General features: G+C 71.2%; 14 protein-coding genes. 10 read left to right on the top strand and 4 right to left on the bottom strand.

Annotated elements, in window-relative coordinates; all coding sequences use genetic code 11:
• Positions 1 to 43: 43 nt before the first annotated feature.
• The 5 genes from BJ998_RS42145 (at position 44) to BJ998_RS42125 (ending at position 4,707) form a co-directional block, all read left to right on the top strand.
• Positions 44 to 958, top strand: coding sequence for an NADP-dependent oxidoreductase (locus BJ998_RS42145; protein ID WP_184869723.1), 915 nt, complete (start codon positions 44 to 46; stop codon positions 956 to 958).
• A 125-nt stretch (positions 959 to 1,083) separates the two neighbouring features.
• Positions 1,084 to 1,995, top strand: coding sequence for a LysR family transcriptional regulator (locus BJ998_RS42140; protein ID WP_184869722.1), 912 nt, complete (start codon positions 1,084 to 1,086; stop codon positions 1,993 to 1,995).
• 55 nt (positions 1,996 to 2,050) lie between these two features.
• On the top strand, positions 2,051 to 2,938 hold the full coding sequence (locus tag BJ998_RS42135; RefSeq protein ID WP_184869721.1) for an alpha/beta fold hydrolase: 888 nt from the start codon (positions 2,051 to 2,053) through the stop codon (positions 2,936 to 2,938).
• Complete coding sequence (locus BJ998_RS42130) at positions 2,935 to 3,918, top strand: NADPH:quinone reductase (RefSeq protein WP_184869720.1); 984 nt, start codon at positions 2,935 to 2,937, stop codon at positions 3,916 to 3,918. The genes BJ998_RS42135 and BJ998_RS42130 overlap by 4 nt, the downstream gene beginning before the upstream one ends.
• Before the next feature lie 48 nt (positions 3,919 to 3,966).
• The gene (locus BJ998_RS42125) at positions 3,967 to 4,707 is read left to right on the top strand and encodes a dienelactone hydrolase family protein (RefSeq protein ID WP_184869719.1); all 741 of its coding nucleotides are present in this window, start codon (positions 3,967 to 3,969) and stop codon (positions 4,705 to 4,707) included.
• Here the strand turns inward: BJ998_RS42125 and BJ998_RS42120 are convergent.
• A complete protein-coding gene (locus BJ998_RS42120; protein WP_184869718.1) occupies positions 4,704 to 10,886 on the bottom strand; it encodes a type I polyketide synthase in 6,183 nt (2,060 codons plus the stop codon). The genes BJ998_RS42125 and BJ998_RS42120 overlap by 4 nt on opposite strands.
• A 252-nt stretch (positions 10,887 to 11,138) precedes the next feature.
• Between BJ998_RS42120 and BJ998_RS42115 the strand changes: the two genes are divergently transcribed.
• Positions 11,139 to 11,549, top strand: a complete 411-nt coding sequence (locus tag BJ998_RS42115) for a hypothetical protein (protein WP_184869717.1) — start codon at positions 11,139 to 11,141, stop codon at positions 11,547 to 11,549.
• Here the strand turns inward: BJ998_RS42115 and BJ998_RS42110 are convergent.
• Positions 11,526 to 12,398, bottom strand: coding sequence for a LysR family transcriptional regulator (locus BJ998_RS42110; protein WP_184869716.1), 873 nt, complete (start codon positions 12,396 to 12,398; stop codon positions 11,526 to 11,528). The two genes, BJ998_RS42115 and BJ998_RS42110, sit on opposite strands and share 24 nt — an antisense overlap.
• Before the next feature lie 68 nt (positions 12,399 to 12,466).
• Here BJ998_RS42110 and BJ998_RS42105 point away from each other — a divergent pair, with 68 nt between their 5' ends.
• Positions 12,467 to 13,339: an EamA family transporter gene (locus BJ998_RS42105; RefSeq protein WP_246490009.1), complete on the top strand. Its 873-nt coding sequence runs from the start codon at positions 12,467 to 12,469 to the stop codon at positions 13,337 to 13,339.
• Positions 13,294 to 13,791: a methylated-DNA--[protein]-cysteine S-methyltransferase gene (locus tag BJ998_RS42100; protein ID WP_184869715.1), complete on the top strand. Its 498-nt coding sequence runs from the start codon at positions 13,294 to 13,296 to the stop codon at positions 13,789 to 13,791. Before BJ998_RS42105 ends, BJ998_RS42100 begins: the two co-directional genes overlap by 46 nt.
• 14 nt (positions 13,792 to 13,805) lie before the next feature.
• On the opposite strand, the gene def is transcribed toward BJ998_RS42100, so the two are convergent.
• On the bottom strand, positions 13,806 to 14,351 hold the full coding sequence (gene def / locus BJ998_RS42095) for a peptide deformylase (RefSeq protein ID WP_184869714.1): 546 nt from the start codon (positions 14,349 to 14,351) through the stop codon (positions 13,806 to 13,808).
• 57 nt (positions 14,352 to 14,408) lie between these two features.
• Here def and BJ998_RS42090 point away from each other — a divergent pair, with 57 nt between their 5' ends.
• Both BJ998_RS42090 and BJ998_RS42085 read left to right on the top strand, forming a co-directional pair.
• Positions 14,409 to 14,900, top strand: a complete 492-nt coding sequence (locus BJ998_RS42090; protein ID WP_184869713.1) for a helix-turn-helix domain-containing protein — start codon at positions 14,409 to 14,411, stop codon at positions 14,898 to 14,900.
• A 64-nt stretch (positions 14,901 to 14,964) separates the two neighbouring features.
• The gene (locus tag BJ998_RS42085; RefSeq protein WP_184869712.1) at positions 14,965 to 16,548 is read left to right on the top strand and encodes a chloride channel protein; all 1,584 of its coding nucleotides are present in this window, start codon (positions 14,965 to 14,967) and stop codon (positions 16,546 to 16,548) included.
• On the opposite strand, the gene BJ998_RS42080 is transcribed toward BJ998_RS42085, so the two are convergent.
• On the bottom strand, positions 16,545 to 17,147 hold the full coding sequence (locus tag BJ998_RS42080) for a DUF4142 domain-containing protein (protein WP_246490008.1): 603 nt from the start codon (positions 17,145 to 17,147) through the stop codon (positions 16,545 to 16,547). The two genes, BJ998_RS42085 and BJ998_RS42080, sit on opposite strands and share 4 nt — an antisense overlap.
• Positions 17,148 to 17,184: the final 37 nt, after the last annotated feature.

Here is a 17,184-nt window from a genome sequence, read left to right as displayed (position 1 = left end):
CAGGGTTGGCCATGGCAAGTCAGCCGGAAGGGACGACAAGTCGATGTCGAACACGTATCGGGCCGTCGAGTACCGCGAGCACGGCGACTCCTCGGTGCTCACGCTGGGGGAGCGTGCGGTGCCGGAGCCGGGCCGCGGGCAGGTGCGGCTGGCTGTGAAGGCCGCCGGCGTTAACCCGTTCGACTGGAAAGTCCGCCGGGGACTGTTCGGGCCGTCGATGCCGGGCACGTTCCCGGCCGTGCCGGGTTCGGACGTCGCCGGTGTGGTCGACGCCGTCGGCCCCGAGGTCACCGAGTTCACCGTCGGCGACGAGGTGCTCGGCGCTGCCTCCGGTTCGTACGCGGAAATGGCCCTGGCCTCGGTGAACAACCTCGTGGCCAAGCCCGCCGGGCTGTCCTGGGCCGACGCCGCCGCCCTGAACACCGGCGTCACCACGGCCTATCGGGCCTTGGCGCTGCTGGACCTGGTCGCGGGGGAGACCCTGCTCATCGACGGCGCCGCCGGCACCGTCGGCAGCATCGCCGCCCAGGTCGCGATCGCGCGGGGGCTGACCGTGATCGGCACGGCCAGCGAGCGGAACCACGAGTACCTGCGGTCGCTCGGCGTCATCCCGGTGTTGTACGGGGACGGCCTGATCGACCGGGTCGACGCCCTCGGCCAGATCGACGCCGCCCTGGACGCCTCGGGGCGAGGCGGTCTGCCGGCGCTGATCGAGCTGACCGGCGGCACCGAGCGGGTGATCACCATCGCCGACGGCAAGGCCGGCGAACTCGGCGTCCGGTTCACCTCGGGCAGCGCGGAGGAGCAGGTGCCCGGGGCCCTGGCCGAGGGCGTGGCGCTGGCGGCCGAGGGCAAGCTGACACTGCCCGTGACCACGTATCCGCTGGCCGAGGCCGCGACCGCGCAGGACGAGAGCGAGGCCGGCCACGTCCGCGGCAAGCTCGTGCTGCTCGTCTGACCGGCGGCGGGCGAGGGCCTGCCCGAACAACCGGTGACAGCGTTGCCGAACAACCGGCGGCGGTCCTGAACAAAGGGCCGCCGCCGCTCGCATCTCACCAACGGTGGTGGTGAGACACTCGGCTTATGATCAGTTCGCGTCAGCTGGAGTACTTCCAGGCGGTGGCCCGGGAGCTGCACTTCACCCGGGCGGCCGAGGCGCTGCGGATCGCGCAGCCGGCGCTGTCGCAGCAGATCCGCAAGCTGGAACGGCAGCTCGGCCTCGACCTGTTCGAGCGCAACAACCACAAGGTGGCGCTGACGCCGGCGGGAGCGGCCCTGCTGGCCCACACCGAGCGCATCCTGTCCGATCTGGTGGCGGTCGAGCAGGAGATGCTCGGGTGGGCCGGCGGCGTGCGGGGCCGGATCAGGCTCGGGGCGGCGCGGGGGCTGACGGCCCGGTTGGCGCTGGTGTTCGCGGCGTTCTCCAGCACCTACCCGGCGGTGGAGATCGAGCTGCAGGAGCAGAACACCAACGAGATGCTGGCCGGGCTGCACGCCGGCCGGCTGGACGTGGTGACGCTGGCGGCCCCGCCGCCGGCGGGCGACCGGAGCCTGGTGTCGCATCCGCTCGGCGCGGAGCCGTTGGTGCTGGTGACGGGCCTGAACACGGCGCTGGCCACGCGGCACCGGATGAAGGTCGCCGAGCTCGACGGCGTCGACCTGGTCAAGTACCCGCCGGGGTCGGCGGTCGGGGAGATCATCGACGGCGCGCTGGCCGCGGCGGGGGCGGTGCCGCGGGTGCGGTTCGAGACCCGCGACTACAGCACGGCGCGGGCGCTGGTGAACGTCGACCTGGCGGCGGCGATCATGCCGAGGTCGGTGGCCCGGGCGCCGGGGCCGGCGGTGCAGGTGGTCCGGCTGACCCCGGAGCCCGTGTGGACGCCGGCGCTGGCCTGGTCGGCCAACCGGCGACCGGCCCCCGCGCTGGCGACGTTGATCGACTTCATGGTCGGGCACCCGGACCTCGCCGTCGATGGTGATATCTCCGACGACTGACCATCAGCTCCATCATGTCTTGGACATATCACGGCGGCGGGACAAAGGTTGAGACATGACCGTCACATCGCTGGCCGACGCACGGATGCGCGGCCTGGCCACATGGATGTCGCTCGACACCGGCTTTCCCCGCCAGCTCGACACCACCACGGTGGTCGACGACCAGCCCCAGCTGCACCGGGTACGACTCGCCGACCACGACACGGTGGTGGCGCAGCGCGGCGACAGCGGACCGGCGGTGCTGCTCGTGCACGCCCTCGGCCTCGACTGGCAGATGTGGGAGCCGGTGATGGACTCCCTCGCCGTCGGCCGCCGCGTGTTCGCCTACGACGTGCGGGGCCACGGCATGGCCGCCGGTTCGCCGAGCCCGTACACGATGGCCGACACCGCCCGCGACCTGATCGGCGTGCTGGACGCGATCGGCGTGGAACGGGCGCACGTCGTCGGACTGTCGTTCGGCGGCGGCATCGCGCAGACCGCGGCGGTGGCCGCGCCCGAGCGGTTCGCGTCGCTGGCGCTGTTGGCGACCACCGACGTCCCGTTCGACGCCTTCGAGGGGCGGGCGTCGTCCGGGGAGACCGACGGCATGGCGGCGCAGGTCGCCCCGTCGTTGACGCGGTGGTTCACCGCGAACGCCCTCGCCGTGAACGGCGAGAGCGTGCAGTACGCCCGGGAACGCGTGCTCGGCGGCAACTCGACCGACTGGGCCGCCGCCTGGCGCGCGTTCAAGGGCCTTGACGTGCGAGGAAGGTTGGCCGGGCTGGGGCTGCCGACCCTCGTGCTCGCCGGCGAGCACGACGTCTCCACCACACCGGAGATCATGCGTGGTATCGCGGCGAGGATCCCGGGTTCGCAGTTCCGGGTGCTGCCCGGCACGCCGCACATGCAGACGCTGGAACAACCCGGCCTGGTCGCGGCGGCGCTGGCGGAGTTCCTGAGATGAGGGCCGCCTGGTACGAGCGTGTCGGCGCCGCCGAGGACGTGCTCGTGGTGGGGGAACTTCCCGATCCCGAGCCGGGAATCGGCGAGGTCCGGGTCCGGCTGCACGCCACCGGCGTCAATCCGGCCGACGTGAAGCGGCGGGCCGGTGCCGGCGGACGAGCCATGATTGATCCACGAGTCGTGCCCGGCGACGACGGCGCGGGCGTGATCGACCGGATCGGCCCGCGGGTGCCGGCTTCCCGGCTCGGCAGCCGGGTCTGGGTGCACTGCGCGAACCAGGGCCGGCCGTACGGCACTTCCGCCGAATACGTGGTCGTGCCGGCGGAACGGGCGGTTCCCTTGCCGGACGGCACCTCCTTCGAGGCGGGCGCCTGTCTGGGCGTGCCGGCTCTGACGGCACATCGGGCAGTCTTCGTCGACGGCCCCGTGGCCGGCAAGACCGTCCTCGTCACCGGCGGGGCGGGCGCGGTCGCCCACTACGCCATCGAACTGGCCAAGCACGGCGGGGCAACGGTGTTGGCGACCGCCAGCACACCGGAGAAGCAGAAGGCCGCGCTGGCGGCCGGCGCCGACCACGTCGTCGACTACCGCTCGGACGACGCCGCGGCGGAGATCCTGGCGTTGTCCCGCGGCGGCGTGCAGCGGGTGGTGGATGTCGCTTTCGGGGCGAATCTTCCGTTGACGTCGGCCGTGATCGCGACGAACGGGACGATCGTCGCCTACGGCTCGGACGCCGTGACGGAGCCAGCGTTGCCGTTCTACCCGTTGATGCGACGAAATGTCACCATTCGCGCCGTGCAGGTGTTCACCATGCCGGCGCCGGCGATGCGCGCCGGGACCGAGCACGTGAACCGGCTGCTCGCCGACGGTGTGCTGACGCATCCGATCGCCGCCCGGTTCCCGCTGGCGGAGGTCGCTGCCGCGCACCGGCTCGTGGAGAGCGGCGACGCGGTCGGCAAGGTCCTGATCGCGCAACGGTAGGTTTGGTGGCACAGCGTGGTTGCCGAATCGCGAGTGGAGTGACAGCACATGCGCAAGGGCATGGTGGACGTGCCGACCGAGGACGGCGTCGCCGATTCCTACTTGGTGGTGCCGGACGGCGGTGGCCCCGGGGTGCTTCTGTTCATGGACGCCTTCGGGTTGCGGCCCCGGATCGAGGAGATGGCCGAGCGCATCGCCGCCCGCGGCTACGCCGTGCTGGCGCCGAACCTGCTCTACCGTGGCGGTCGGGCACCGCAGTTCGACCTGGCCGACCTGGGCGATCCGGACAAGCGCGGCGCGCTGTTCGGGCAGATCATGCCGCTGATCGCCGCCCTGACGCCCGAGACGATCGTTCGGGACGCCGCCAAGTACATCGACTTCCTGGCCGCGCAGGACGGTGTCGAGGCGGGGCCGGTCGTGATCACCGGCTACTGCATGGGCGGCACCAACGCGTTGCGCGTGATCGAGGCGCTGCCGGACCGGGTGAAGGCCATCGCGTCCTTCCATGGCGGCCGGCTGGCCACCGACCAGCCGGACAGCCCGCACCTGGCCGTCGGGTCCATCACCGGCGAGGTCTACTTCGGACACGCCGACAACGACCACTCGATGAGCGCGGAGCAGATCAAGACGCTGGAGGCCGCGCTGGACGAGGCCGGCGTCACCTACCGCTCCGAGCTGTACGAGGGCGCGGAGCACGGCTTCACCATGTCCGACACCGCCGCCCACAACGCCGCCGCCGAGCAGCGGCACTGGGAGAACCTGTTCGCGCTGCTGGAGCGCACCCGCTAACGCGCCTGTGCCAGGTAGGTGGCGAGATCCGTGACGGTCGGCCGGTCGAACAGCAGCGTGGCCGGCAGGTCGAGGCCGGTGAGCGCGGCCAGCCGGGTCCGGATCTCCACCACCGTCAGGGAGTCGAAGCCGAGGTCGGGGAAGGGCTTGTCGTCGGGGAGTTCGGTCGGATCGTCGTGTCCGAGAACGGCGGCAAGCTCCTCCCGGATCAGGGCTTTCAGATCCATTGTGGACGGTTGCTGTGGCCAGCGGCGTTTCGTGGCACGGCGGAGGCCGGCGACGGCCGGAAGTTCCGTGGCGGCGCCGTCGAATCGGACCGGGATGAGCACGGGTTCGTCCGAGCCGAGGGCGGCGTCGAACAGGGCGAGTCCCTGTTCGGGGATGAGGCCGGCGATGCCGGCGGCGGTGATGCGCCGGCGGGCGAGGTCGGATATCTGGTCGCCGAGGCCGGCATCCCAGAGGCCCCAAGCCATCGAGACGGCCGGCAAGCCGTGGGCGCGGCGGTGGCACGCGAGGGCGTCGAGGTATCGGTTGGCGGCGGCGTAGTTGGCCTGCCCGGCCTTGCCGAAGACGCCGGCAACGGAGGAGAACAGCACGAACGCCGACAGCGGCAGGTCCTTGGTCGCCTCGTGCAGAACCCAGGCGCCGTCGGCCTTCGGCCGCAGGACAGCGTCCATTCGGGACGGTGTCTGAGCAGCCAGGACGCCGTCGTCGAGTATGGCGGCGGAGTGGATGACCGCGGTCAGCGGGGGATCGCACTGTTCTATCAGGCGGTCGACGAAGACGCGGTCGGCGACGTCACCGGCGACGGCCTTGACGTCGGCGTCGACATCGATGGGGCCGGGATTTCGGCTGGTCAGCACGAGGTGCCGGATGCCGTGCTCGGCGACGAGGTGCCGGGCGACCAGCGAGCCGATCGCGCCGGTGCCGCCGGTGATCAGCACGGTGCCGGCGGGATCGATGGGGCGTTTCGTCGACGGAACGGCTCGAGTGACGCGGAGGGCGCGCGGGACGCCGTTCCGGATGGCGAGTTGGGGTTCGCGGCTGCCGCCGACCAGGCTGGGGACGCGGTCGAGCGGGAAGGTCGCATCGAGGTCGACGAGCGTGATCCGCTCGGGGTGTTCGGCCGCGGCGGACAGGCCCAGTCCCCACACGGCCGCGGCGGCGAGGTCGGGATCGGGGCCGGTGGCGTTTCTCGTCACGAGCAGCAGCCTTTCGTTGGTCTGCTGCCAGTCGTGTAGTTCCTCCAGCGCCTTGGTGGTCATTGCCCTCAAGTCGTCGCCGGTGATCTCGACGAGCTTGCTGTCCGCGGGCGTCTGGGGCACCTCGATCCAGTGTGGACGGTAGAGCATGGTCTGACACGCCGGCAACGGGCGCGTGAGCATCGACTCCACCACCGCGATCGGTTCGCCGGCGTCGTCGTGAAGCTCGGCCCGGATGGTGTCCGGGCCCGTCTTCAGCAGGCGCACCCGGGCCCGGCGGGCACCGGCCCGGTAGCGGTCCACACCGGTCCAGAGGAACGGAACCCTTGCCGCGGCTGGCCCTTCAGCGAGAGCTGTCGCGTGCACGGCGGCGTCAAGGAGCACGGGGAAGGCGTCGGCCTCGACCTCCGCGAAGATCTCGTCGCCGCGCCGCCACAGGGCGGTCACCGCACGGAATGCGGGGCCGTAGCCGAACAGGTCGTAGGCGATGTCCAGCTCGGTGGCGTCGACCGGCGGCCATTCTCCGCGGCTCGGGGCCGGAGCCGGGTCCTTGACACGTCCCGAGGAGTGCCGGATCCACTCGTTGCCGGCCAAGGCGTAGATGTCGATCCGCCGGTCGTCGATCACGACCTGGAGCTGGATCTCGTCGCGCACGCGCAAGGGCCGCTCGATGGTCAGTTCCTCGACGGCTTGTCCGGCCTGCAGCGCGATCTCGACGAACACCGTTGCCGGCACGACGGCCTCGCCGCCGACGACGTGATCGGCGAGCCAGGGGTGGCTGCGGAGGCCGATCGAGCCGCCGTGCACGATCCTCGGCGAGTCCGGGGCCTTCAACGCCGGCCCGAGCAGGCCGGCTGTTGTGGCCGTTGGCTTCGGGTCGAGCCAGTAGCGGGTGCGCTGGAACGGGTACGTCGGCAGGTCCGTGAGCCGGGCGCCGCTGCCGCTGAACACGGCCCGCCAGTCGATCGCGATGCCGGCGGTGTTCAGCGCGCCGAGGGCGTTGAGCAGGCCCGCCCCGGAGTGCGTGGTCGAGACCGCCGGCGCCGTGGCGCGGCTGAGCACGGCGTCCGGGCCCACTTCGAGGAAGATCGCGGTGTCCGGAGTCAGCGTCGTCAGCGCATCGCCGAACCGGACGGTCTCGCGGGCGTGCCGCACCCAGTAGTCGGCGTCGATGGTGTCGGCGGCGCGCCCCGTGAGCGTGGAGATCAGCGGAATCTCCGGCCGGTGGTAGGTGAGCTTCTCCGCCACGGCCCGGAATTCGTCGAGCATCGGCTCGATCAGCGGCGAGTGGAAGGCGTGGCTGACCTTGAGCCGCGTACCGCGACGGCACCTCTGGGCGATTGCCTCGACCGCCTCCTCCTTGCCCGACAGCACCAGCGATCTCGGCCCGTTGATCGCCGCGATGGAGACTCCATCGCTCAGCAACGGCTCGATCTCCGCCTCCGTCGCATCGACCGCGATCATCACTCCACCGGGTGGCAGCGCCGCCATCAATCGTCCCCGTGCCGCCACCAACGCCGCCGCGTCGTCGAGTTCCAGGACGCCGGCGACGTGCGCCGCGGCGATCTCGCCGATCGAGTGCCCGACCAGGAAGTCCGGCCTTGCACCCCAGGATTCCAGCAGCCGGCACACCGCCACCTCGAACGCGAACAGGGCTCCCTGTGCGTGATCGGTCCGATCGAGCAGCTCCCCGCTGAAGGCCACCTCGCGCACCGGGCCGCCGATCGCCGCGCAAGCGTTGTCGAAAGCCTCGGCAAACACCGGGAACAGCCGGGAAAGTTCCCTGCCCATGCCCGCCCGCTGGGCACCCTGGCCGCTGAACATGTAGGCCACCTTCGCGCCGGCGCGAACTCTCTGCCCGCCGGTCTCGCCCGCCGCAATCGCTTGCAACGACGCAAGGTCGCCGGCCGGTACCATCGCCCGATGCTCCAGCGCGGTGCGAGTGGCGAGGGTGTAGGCCACATCCAGCTGATCCCCGGCGGCCAGCAGGCCGGCTGCCACCGCCGGCAACGCGCTGGCGTCAGCGGCGCTGATCAGCCACGGAGCCGGCGGGAACTCGTTGCGTGGCGGGGCATCGGTCGCCGGTGCTTCCTCGATGATCACATGGGCGTTGGTGCCGCCGATGCCGAACGAGGACACGCCGGCGCGGCGGATGCGGTCGCATTGCGGCCATGATTGTGGCTCGGCGAGCAGGGACACCCGCCCGGCGGACCAGTCGACGCGTGGGCTGGGATCACCGGCGAACAGGGAGGGCGGCAGGAGCTCGTGCCGCAGCGCCTCCACCATCTTGATCACGCCGGCGACACCGGCGGCGGCCTGGGTGTGGCCGATGTTGGACTTCACGGAGCCCAGCCACAGCGGCCGATCGCGGTGCTGGCCGTACGTGGCGATCAACGCCTCCGCCTCGATCGGGTCTCCCAGCGGAGTCGCGGTGCCGTGACCGTCCACCGCATCCACATCCACAGTGGACAAACCGGCATCGGCCAGCGCCGAGTGGATCACGGCTCGCTGGGCCCGTCCGCTCGGCGCGGTCAGGCCGTTCGACGCCCCGTCGGAGTTCACGGCGGAGCCGCGCAGCAGAGCCAGGACCGGGTGACCGTTGCGGCGAGCGTCGGACAGCCGTTCCAGCAGCAGGATTCCGACGCCTTCCGACCAAGCGGTGCCGTCGGCGCCCGCCGCGTACGACCGGCACCGGCCGTCCGGGGACAGGCCACGCTGGCGGCTGAACGCCAGGAACGTGCGGGGCGTCGCCATCACCGTCGCCCCGCCGGCAACCGCGAGCGAGCATTCGCCGGACCGCAGAGCCCTGGCCGCCCAATGCAATGCCACCAGCGACGACGAGCAGGCGGTGTCGACCGTGACCGCCGGCCCGTTCAGCCCGAAGGTGTAGGAGATCCGGCCGGATGCCACCGCGTGCGAGGAGCCGATGCCCAGGCGCGCCTCCAGTTCGTGCGACTCGAACCGGCTCGCGTAGTCCTCGTTCATCACACCGACGAACACCCCGGTGTCGCTGCCCCGAAGCGAGGCCATGTCGATACCGGCGCGCTCGAACAGCTCCCACGACGTCTCCAACAGCAGCCGCTGCTGCGGATCGGTCGCCAGCGCCTCCCGCGGCGAGATCCGGAACATCCCCGCGTCGAAATCGGCGGCGTCGTAGAGGAAACCGCCGCGCCGCGTGGTGGAACCGCCGATGCGGTCCGGATCCGGGTCGTAGAGGCCGTCGAGATCCCAGCCGCGGTCGGTGGGGAAGTCGCCGGTCGCGTCGATGCCGTCGGCCACCAGGCGCCACAGGTCCGCCGGCGACCGGACGCCACCCGGATACCGGCAGGCCATCGCCACGATCGCGATCGGCTCGTCGTCGACCTGCTGCGGAGCCTGGGGTTCCGGCGCCGCCTCGCCGGCCAGGATTCGCTCGACCTCGGCGATCACCTCACCGGGCGTGGGAAAGTCGTAGACCAGCGAATGCGGCAGCGTGACCCCGGTCAGCGCGGCGATCCGATGTCGCAATTGGACGCCAGCCATCGATGTCAGCCCGAGATCGGTGAACGGCCGCTCGCGCCACCGGTCGCCGCCGTCGTGACCGCACAGCGCCACGATCTCGGTGCGCACCACATCCACGAGGCCAGGCTTGGCCACGAACTGCCGGCGCAGCGGCTTCCCGGACGCGGTGCGGGGAATCATGTCGGCGATCTCGAACGCCACCGGCACCTTGTGCAGGGACAACCGCCGCAGGCAGAGTTGACGCAGTGCCTCGGGATCGAAGCCGTCGTCCGCCGGCACGATGTGCGCGACCGGCACCTGGCCGACCATGTCGTCCGGCCGGCCGGCCACGAGCACGTCCCGCACCGACGGCGATTCCAGCAGCACCGACTCGATCTCCAGCGGGTGCACGTTCTGCCCGCCGCAGATGATCACATCGTCGATCCGGCCCTCGATGACCAGCTTGCCGTCAGTCAGCCGGCCGACGTCGCCGGTGTGGTACCAGCCGTCCACGATGGAGGCTGTCGGCTGGCCGTGGTAGCAGAGCATCAGGCCGGGACTGCGCACCTGGATCTCGTCGTCCACGATCCGGACGTCCACTCCGGGCAACGGAGTCAGCCCGTCCTCGCCCGGCCGCTGCACCGCGATCTTGCCGCCGGCCTCCGTGCTCCCGTAACCGTCCAGCAGTGGCACGCCGAACGTCTCTCGCACGGCGGATCGCGCGGCCGGCGTGCAGGGCGCCCCGGACGACAGGCACAGCCTGGGCGGCGTGACCGCGATGTCCCGGCGCAGTTGGAGATACGTCGTCGGCACGCCGGTCAGCACACAGCCGGGGTGCTGCGCGATGGCGAGGCCCAGGTCGCTGTCCACGATCCTGGTGTGCGCGCCGGCCGTGATCGAACCGACGATCGCGAGCGACAGCGCGTACGCGTGGTGCAACGGTAGCGGCCAGACGATCGTGTCCTGTTCGGACAGACCGAACGTCGGCGCGTAACACGCGGCCGTCGACCACAGCATCGCGCGCTGCGTGGTCAGCACGCCCTTCGGGCGGCCGGTCGTGCCGGATGTGTAGAGCAGCCAGCAAGGTTCGTCCACACCGAGCTCGTCGCGCGGCTCACGCCATGCCGGCCCGTCCTCGACGATCACCGTCCGCAAGTTCAGGCGCCGCACCAGATCCGCGTTCCTGGCCTCGGTGACGATCAGGGTGGCGCCGGAATCCCGGGCGATGTGCGCGAGTTCCGCCACCGTCGCCCGCACGCTCACCGGCACCGCGATCGCCGCCGACCGCAGCGCCGCCAGCAGGTATTCGACGAATTCGACGCGGTTCCCGATGTGGATCAGCACCCGGTCGCCGCGTTCGACGTCGAGGCACCCGGTGCCACGCAGTTCGCCGTAGGTCAGAGTGCGGCGGCCGTCGCTGACCGCCGGGCGGTCGGCGTCGTGGTGGCCCACGGACGTCAGCAACGGCCTGAGCAGGTCTACCCGAATGCTCCCCACGACACAGGTCTACCCGATCACTGCCGCCGGGGAGCGGTGTTTCCAGGGATTCCCCGAGTAGTGGTGTGCTCGCCTCGACTTCATCGCCGCCGCGGGCCTAGATTCTGCCGGTCCGACAAGCCCTGCACCCGTGGAGTGCTCAAGTGAAGTCCCCGGTCGCGCTTCCGCGCGGCGTTCGGTGATCACGCGGTCCTGCTTCGCGCGCATCCTCGACCAACGCGGTAGCCAACCCTGGTCGTTGGGAGAGGCACCATGACCGCTGTCGCCAACACCCGTTCCGAGGTCCAACTGTTCGCCGGCGACCACATCGTCGTCGGCGACACCGCGGACGCGCTGATCATGCGCGCCGGCTTCGCGGCCGAGGTGAACGGCATCCTGACCCGCTGCCTGCTGCGCGCGCCGATCATCCTGTCGGTCGGCCGGCACCGCGAGTGGATCTTCATAACCCAGGCGCGGACCCAGCTGCGCCCGGCGACCTGGGCCGACCTGGTGCGGATCCAGGTGGGCTGGCTGCCCGTCGGCACCGTGATCCCGTTGCCCGACGCGGGCGGCGCGGGGGAGCGGCGCTGGTTGCAGCGGCCCGTGTTCGGCGAGTGCCTGCCGCCGTGGACCGCTGTCGTGTCCGCCGCGCGGTCGGCGTCATCGGTGTGCGGTTCCTGGTGAGTCCTGGTACAGCTCGGTGAGCAGAGCGATCGCCGCGTGCGTGGCGGGATGCGGGTCGTGCCGGCGCCAGATCAGGTGCACTGGCACCGGCGGCGCGTCGCGGACCCGGCGGTAGACGATGCCGTCGCGGCGGTACTGGGTGACCGTCGCCTGCGGCGTGATCCCGACGCAGCGCCCGGCGGCGATGGCGGCGAGCCAGTCGTCGACATCGTTCGTGGGTTCGAGCCGGGGCCGCTTGTCCGCCGGCCACAGGTCGGCGGTGGTCGTGCCGGTCCGGCGGTCGACCATCAGCACGCGGTCGCCGATCTCGGCCAGCGTGATGGATCTTCGCTTGGCCCACGGATCGTCGGCGGCCATCACGCAGTAGCGGGGTTCGCTGCCGACGGTCGCGTGCGAATAGCGCTCGCGGTCGATCGCCGTGCGGACGATCGCGAGGTCGCACAGGCCCTCGGCGAGGCCGCCGGTCGGCGTGTTCGTGCGGATGAACATCAGCTCGACGCCGGGATGGCGGGCCGCCCAGCGGCGCTGGAACTCGCCGGTGTGCCGGCCCACCGCCGACCAGGCGTGCCCGATGCGGAGCCGGGTGTGGCCGGTCGTGGCCTCGCGGACCAGGTTGTCGGCCTCGGCCAGCAGTTGCCGGGCGCGGGCCAGGACCTGCACGCCGGCGGTCGTCGGCGTGACGGAACGGCTGGTGCGGTGCAGCAGGCGGACGCCGAGCACGCGTTCGAGGGCGGACAGCGTGCGCGACACCGCCGCCTGCGAAACGCCCAACTCGATGGCGGCGTCGGTGAACGTGCCCGTGTCCACGATCGCGACCAGGCAGCGGAGCTGACGCAGTTCGAGATCCATGACTCCAGCGTATAGATGGCGTGTCGCATGCATTTTGCGTATGCGTCGGCGCGGCGCAGGCTGCCGGCATGACGACGGATCGCGTCGGGGGAATGGCGATGATGCTGGGCGGCGCGCTGTCCAGCCAGGTCGGCGCGGCCACGGCGGCGCTGGCATTTCCCGTGATCGGGCCGGCCGGGGTGGTCGCGGTGCGGCAGTGGGTGGCCGGCGCGGTGCTGCTCGCGGCGGGCCGCCCGCGATTACGGTCGTTCACCGGGTACGAGTGGCGGCCCGTGCTGGCGCTGGCATTGGTGTTCGCGACGATGAACCTGTCGCTGTACACGGCGATCGACCGCATCGGACTCGGTCTCGCCGTGACGTTGGAGTTCCTCGGACCCGTCGCCGTGGCGGTGGCCGGTTCGCGGCGCTTGGCCGACGTGGGGTGCGCCTTGGTTGCGGCCCCCGCCGCCATGGTGCTCGCTCGTCCGCAGCCCAGCACCGACTACCTCGGCATCGGCCTGGCGCTGCTCGCCGCCGCCTGCTGGGCGTGCTACATCCTGCTCAACCGGACTGTCGGGCAGCGGCTCCCCGGTGCCCAGGGATCCGCTGCCGCCGCACTGGTTTCGGCGCTCGTGTACGTGCCGATCGGACTCATCGTGCTGGTTCTGCATCCGCCGACCGCGTACTCGCTCGGCGAGGCGCTGACCGCTGGCGTCCTGTCGTCGGCCATCCCGTTCCTGGTCGATGTGTTCGCGCTGCGGCGCGTGCCGGCCCAGTTCTTCGGGCTGTTCATGAGCGTCAACCCGGTGCTGGCCGCCTTGGTCGGGTTTGTCGTGCTCGGGCAGCGGCTCGCGTGGGTCGACTGGCTGGCCATCGGCGCGATCGCCGTCGCGATGGTGGTCGCTAGTGTGGGGCCATGGGCGTTCGGCACACGGTCACGGACTCGCCCGTCGGCTCCCTGACGCTGGTCGCCGACGGCGCCGCGTTGATCGGGCTGTATTTCGACGGGCACAGCCGGCCTCCTCGGGTGCCCGTCGGGCCACGCGACGACTCCGGCTTCGACGACGCCATCACCCAGCTCGGCGAGTACTTCGCCGGCACACGGACCCGCTTCTCGCTCGAACTGGCCCCTCGTGGCTCCGCGTTCGAACTGGCCGTCTGGGAGCAGCTGCTCAAGATCCCCTACGGCGAGACGCGGACATACCGTCAACTCGCCGTCGCCCTCGGCGACCCCGGCGGCGCTCAGGCCGTCGGCAACGCCAACGGCTGGAACCCCATCAGCATCATCGTGCCGTGCCACCGAGTCGTCGGCGCCGACGGCCGTCTCACCGGCTACGCCGGCGGCCTTTCCCGCAAGCGGTTCCTGCTCTCGCTGGAGGAGCCGCCCGCCGAGGACCTCGGCCGCCTGTTCTGATCGCGTCGGCGGCTCTACCGCTGACCCCAGAAGGCTCCGGAGTGCGGGGAGACCTTGACGGTCGGCGGGGAGTTCCAGTCGGCGGCGAGGATCTCGCGGAGGGCGGCGCGGCGGCGTCGGGAGTCCATGCGGTCGATGAACAGCACGCCGTCGAGGTGGTCGGTCTCGTGCTGGAGGCAGCGGGCCAGCTCGCCGGCGCCGACGATTTGCAAAGGGTCGCCGTGCATGGTGTAGCCCTTGGCGACGACGTTGAGACGGCGCTTGGTGTCGAAGTAGAGGCCGGGCATGGACAGGCAGCCCTCGGGTCCGTCCTGCTCCTCCTCGTCGGGGAAGCGCAGGGTGGGATTGACGAGGTGGCCACGGGTGTCGCCCATGTCGAAGACGAAGACCCGGCGGCTGATGCCCAGCTGGGGAGCGGCAAGGCCGGCGCCGCGCTGGGACTCGAGGGTGTCGTGCAGATCCTTGACGAGCTTGTGCAGCTCGCGGTCGAAGTCGGTGACGGGGGCGGCGGGCTGGGTGAGCACGGGGTCGCCGAACAGGCGTACGGGCAGCACGGTCATGGCGAGCAGGGTAGGGCGGTTGGCAGCGAGTTTGCAAACAAGCTAGAGTTTGCAAATATGGAGAACCACCCGGTGCGGGAGGCGTTGCTGGAGCTGCTGCGCACCCGTGACGAGCTGACGTCCACGGACGCGGCGCGAGAGCTCGGCGGCAACACCGGGCTGTATTCGTTCCACCTGCGCAAGCTGGCGGAGCAGGGCCTGGTCGAGGACGTGCCGGGGACGACGGGACGGGCCCGGCCCTGGCGGCTCGCCCAAGGCCCGAAGCCGAAGCCGGACCCGGAGCTGGGAGAGCTGAACCGGCGGCTGGAGGACGAGAGTTACCAGCGCTGGCGCGACAACCGCGGGCAGGCCCCGGTGGAGTGGCGCGACGACGAGGCGTTCAGTGAGGTCGTCTACCTGACGCCGGAGGAGATGGCGGCGATGGGCGACGCGATCCGCTCGGTGATCGCCCTGTTCCGTCACCGCGAAACGCTGCCGGCCGCGCGTCCGGCGGACGCGGCGCCGGTGGCGGTGGTCGCCCGCCTGTTCCCGATGCTGGACCCGGAATGACCCCGACCGTGAGCTCGGCCACCGTGATTTGACGCGATCTGTTGCACTAAGCAATGGTTACTGTATGCAACAGTCAGCCGCCAGGCTCGGTGACTTCCAGGTTCGGCCCCGGGTGTTGGTGATCACCGGGATCGCGCTCGCGGTGGGCGGGGCGGCGGCGGTGGCGGCCTTCCTGCTGCTCCGGCTGATCGGCCTGATCACCAACGCGGTGTTCTACCAGCGGCTGGCGACGGACCTGGTGGCGCCGGGCGCGGTGCACCACCCGTGGTGGCTGGTGCTGGCGGCGCCGGCGGCGGGCGGACTGGTGATCGGCCTGATGGCCCGCTACGGCTCGGAGAAGATCCGCGGCCACGGCATGCCGGAGGCGATCGAGGCGATCCTGACCGGTGGCAGCCGGGTGGCGCCGAGGGTGGCGGTGCTCAAGCCGGTGTCGGCGGCGATCAGCATCGGCACGGGCGGCCCGTTCGGCGCGGAGGGCCCGATCATCATGACCGGCGGGGCGGTGGGCTCGATCCTGGCCCAGACGCTCAAACTGTCGGCCGACGAACGCAAGACGCTGCTGGTGGCGGGTGCGGCGGGCGGCATGGCGGCGACGTTCAACGCGCCGTTGGCCTCGGTCCTGCTGGCGGTGGAGCTGCTGCTGTTCGAGTGGCGGCCGCGCAGCCTGATCCCGGTCGGGGCGGCGGTGGTGGTGAGCACCGTCCTGCGAGGTGTCATGCTAGGCACGGACCCGGTGTTCGCAGTGCCGGCGCCGGCGTCCGCACCGGGACCGGCGTTCGACGCGTTGGCGCTGGTCCCGGGCCTGACCGGCGGCCTGCTGGCGATCGGCGCGACGGCGCTGGTCTACTTCGCCGAGGACCTGTTCGCCCGCCTGCCGGTGCACTGGATGTGGTGGCCGGCGCTGGGCGGCCTGGTCATCGGCGTCGGCGGCCTGATCGAGCCGAGGGCCCTGGGCGTCGGTTACGACGTGATCGACCAGCTGCTGACCGGCCACGCCACGCAGGCGCTGATCGTCGGCATCCTGGTGGTGAAGACGGCGATCTGGTCGCTGTCGCTGGGCTCGGGCACCTCGGGCGGCGTGCTCGCGCCGGTGTTCATGATCGGCGCCTCGCTCGGCGCGGCGGAAAGCGGCCTGCTGCCGCACTTCACGCCCGGCTTCTGGGCGACCTGCGGCCTGGCGGCGGTCGTGGGCGGCGTGATGCGCTCCCCGCTGACGGGCATCGTCTTCACGCTGGAGCTGACGCACGCGTGGAGCTACCTGCTGCCGCTGGTGGTGGCGTCGGTGTCGGCGTACGCGCTGTCGGTGTTGCTGCTCAAGCGATCCGTGCTCACGGAGAAGATCGCCCGCCGCCGGCTGCACCTGACCCGCGAGTACACGACCGATCCACTCGAGACGTTCTTCGCGCACGAGGTGATGACGCCGGAGCCCCAGGCGGAGATGCCGGCGCCGGTCCGCGTGGTCGTGCATCCGGACGAGACGCTGCGCGAGGTGGCCAACAAGCTGGCCGAGGCCTACGTGACCAGCGCCCCGGTCGTCGACCGCGACGACCCGGCGAACCACCTCGGCGTGATCACGCTGGCGCAGCTGCTGCACGCGCGCCGTCGTGACCTGCACGAGGAACACCACCGGGAGCGACTGCTGCCTTAGGACGCGTCGGGGACGGGCAGCTGCGAGTAGTCCACGTCGCCGGTCTTCTCCAGCACCTGGATGTGCATCTTGATGAAGTCGTTGGCGGAGTCGGCCAGCGGCCGGACCACGGAGTTGCGGGTGTCGGCGCGCACCTGCGCGATCAGGATGAACGCCTCGCCGTGGGCCTGCCGCAGCGAGTTGGCGTAGTCGGTGTCGAAGGTCTTGCCGCTCTCCTGCGACATCCGGTCGATGCCGACCTGCATGTCGGCGCTGGGCCGGTCGGGCAGCGTGACGCCCAGCTTGGCGGCGGCGGCCAGGTCCTCCTTCTGCAGCTGCACGTGCTGCGTGACGATCATCTGCGCCGCCGCCCTGACCTGCGGGTTCGTCGACCGCTGCAGGGCCCACTGGGACAGCGTGATCTCGCGGATGCTGGTCTCCTGGACCAGCGTCATCAGCTTCATGTCGGCCGCGCTGAGCGGCCCGTACCGGGTGTCGGTCAACGCCGGCGCCGTGGTCGCCGGCGCGGCGGTCATGCCCACCTGCGTGCTGCCGCAGGCCGCCGTCGACAGCACGGCGACCACACCGCACACGCCCAGAATCGTCCGTACCGTCATCATCCACGCTCCACAATGGATCGTTGCATGATCGCACTGT

It is taken from the genome of Kutzneria kofuensis (assembly GCF_014203355.1).
Lineage (GTDB): Bacteria > Actinomycetota > Actinomycetes > Mycobacteriales > Pseudonocardiaceae > Kutzneria > Kutzneria kofuensis.
Note: the sequence above shows the minus strand (reverse complement) of the source record. Positions and strands in the feature narration are given on the sequence as shown.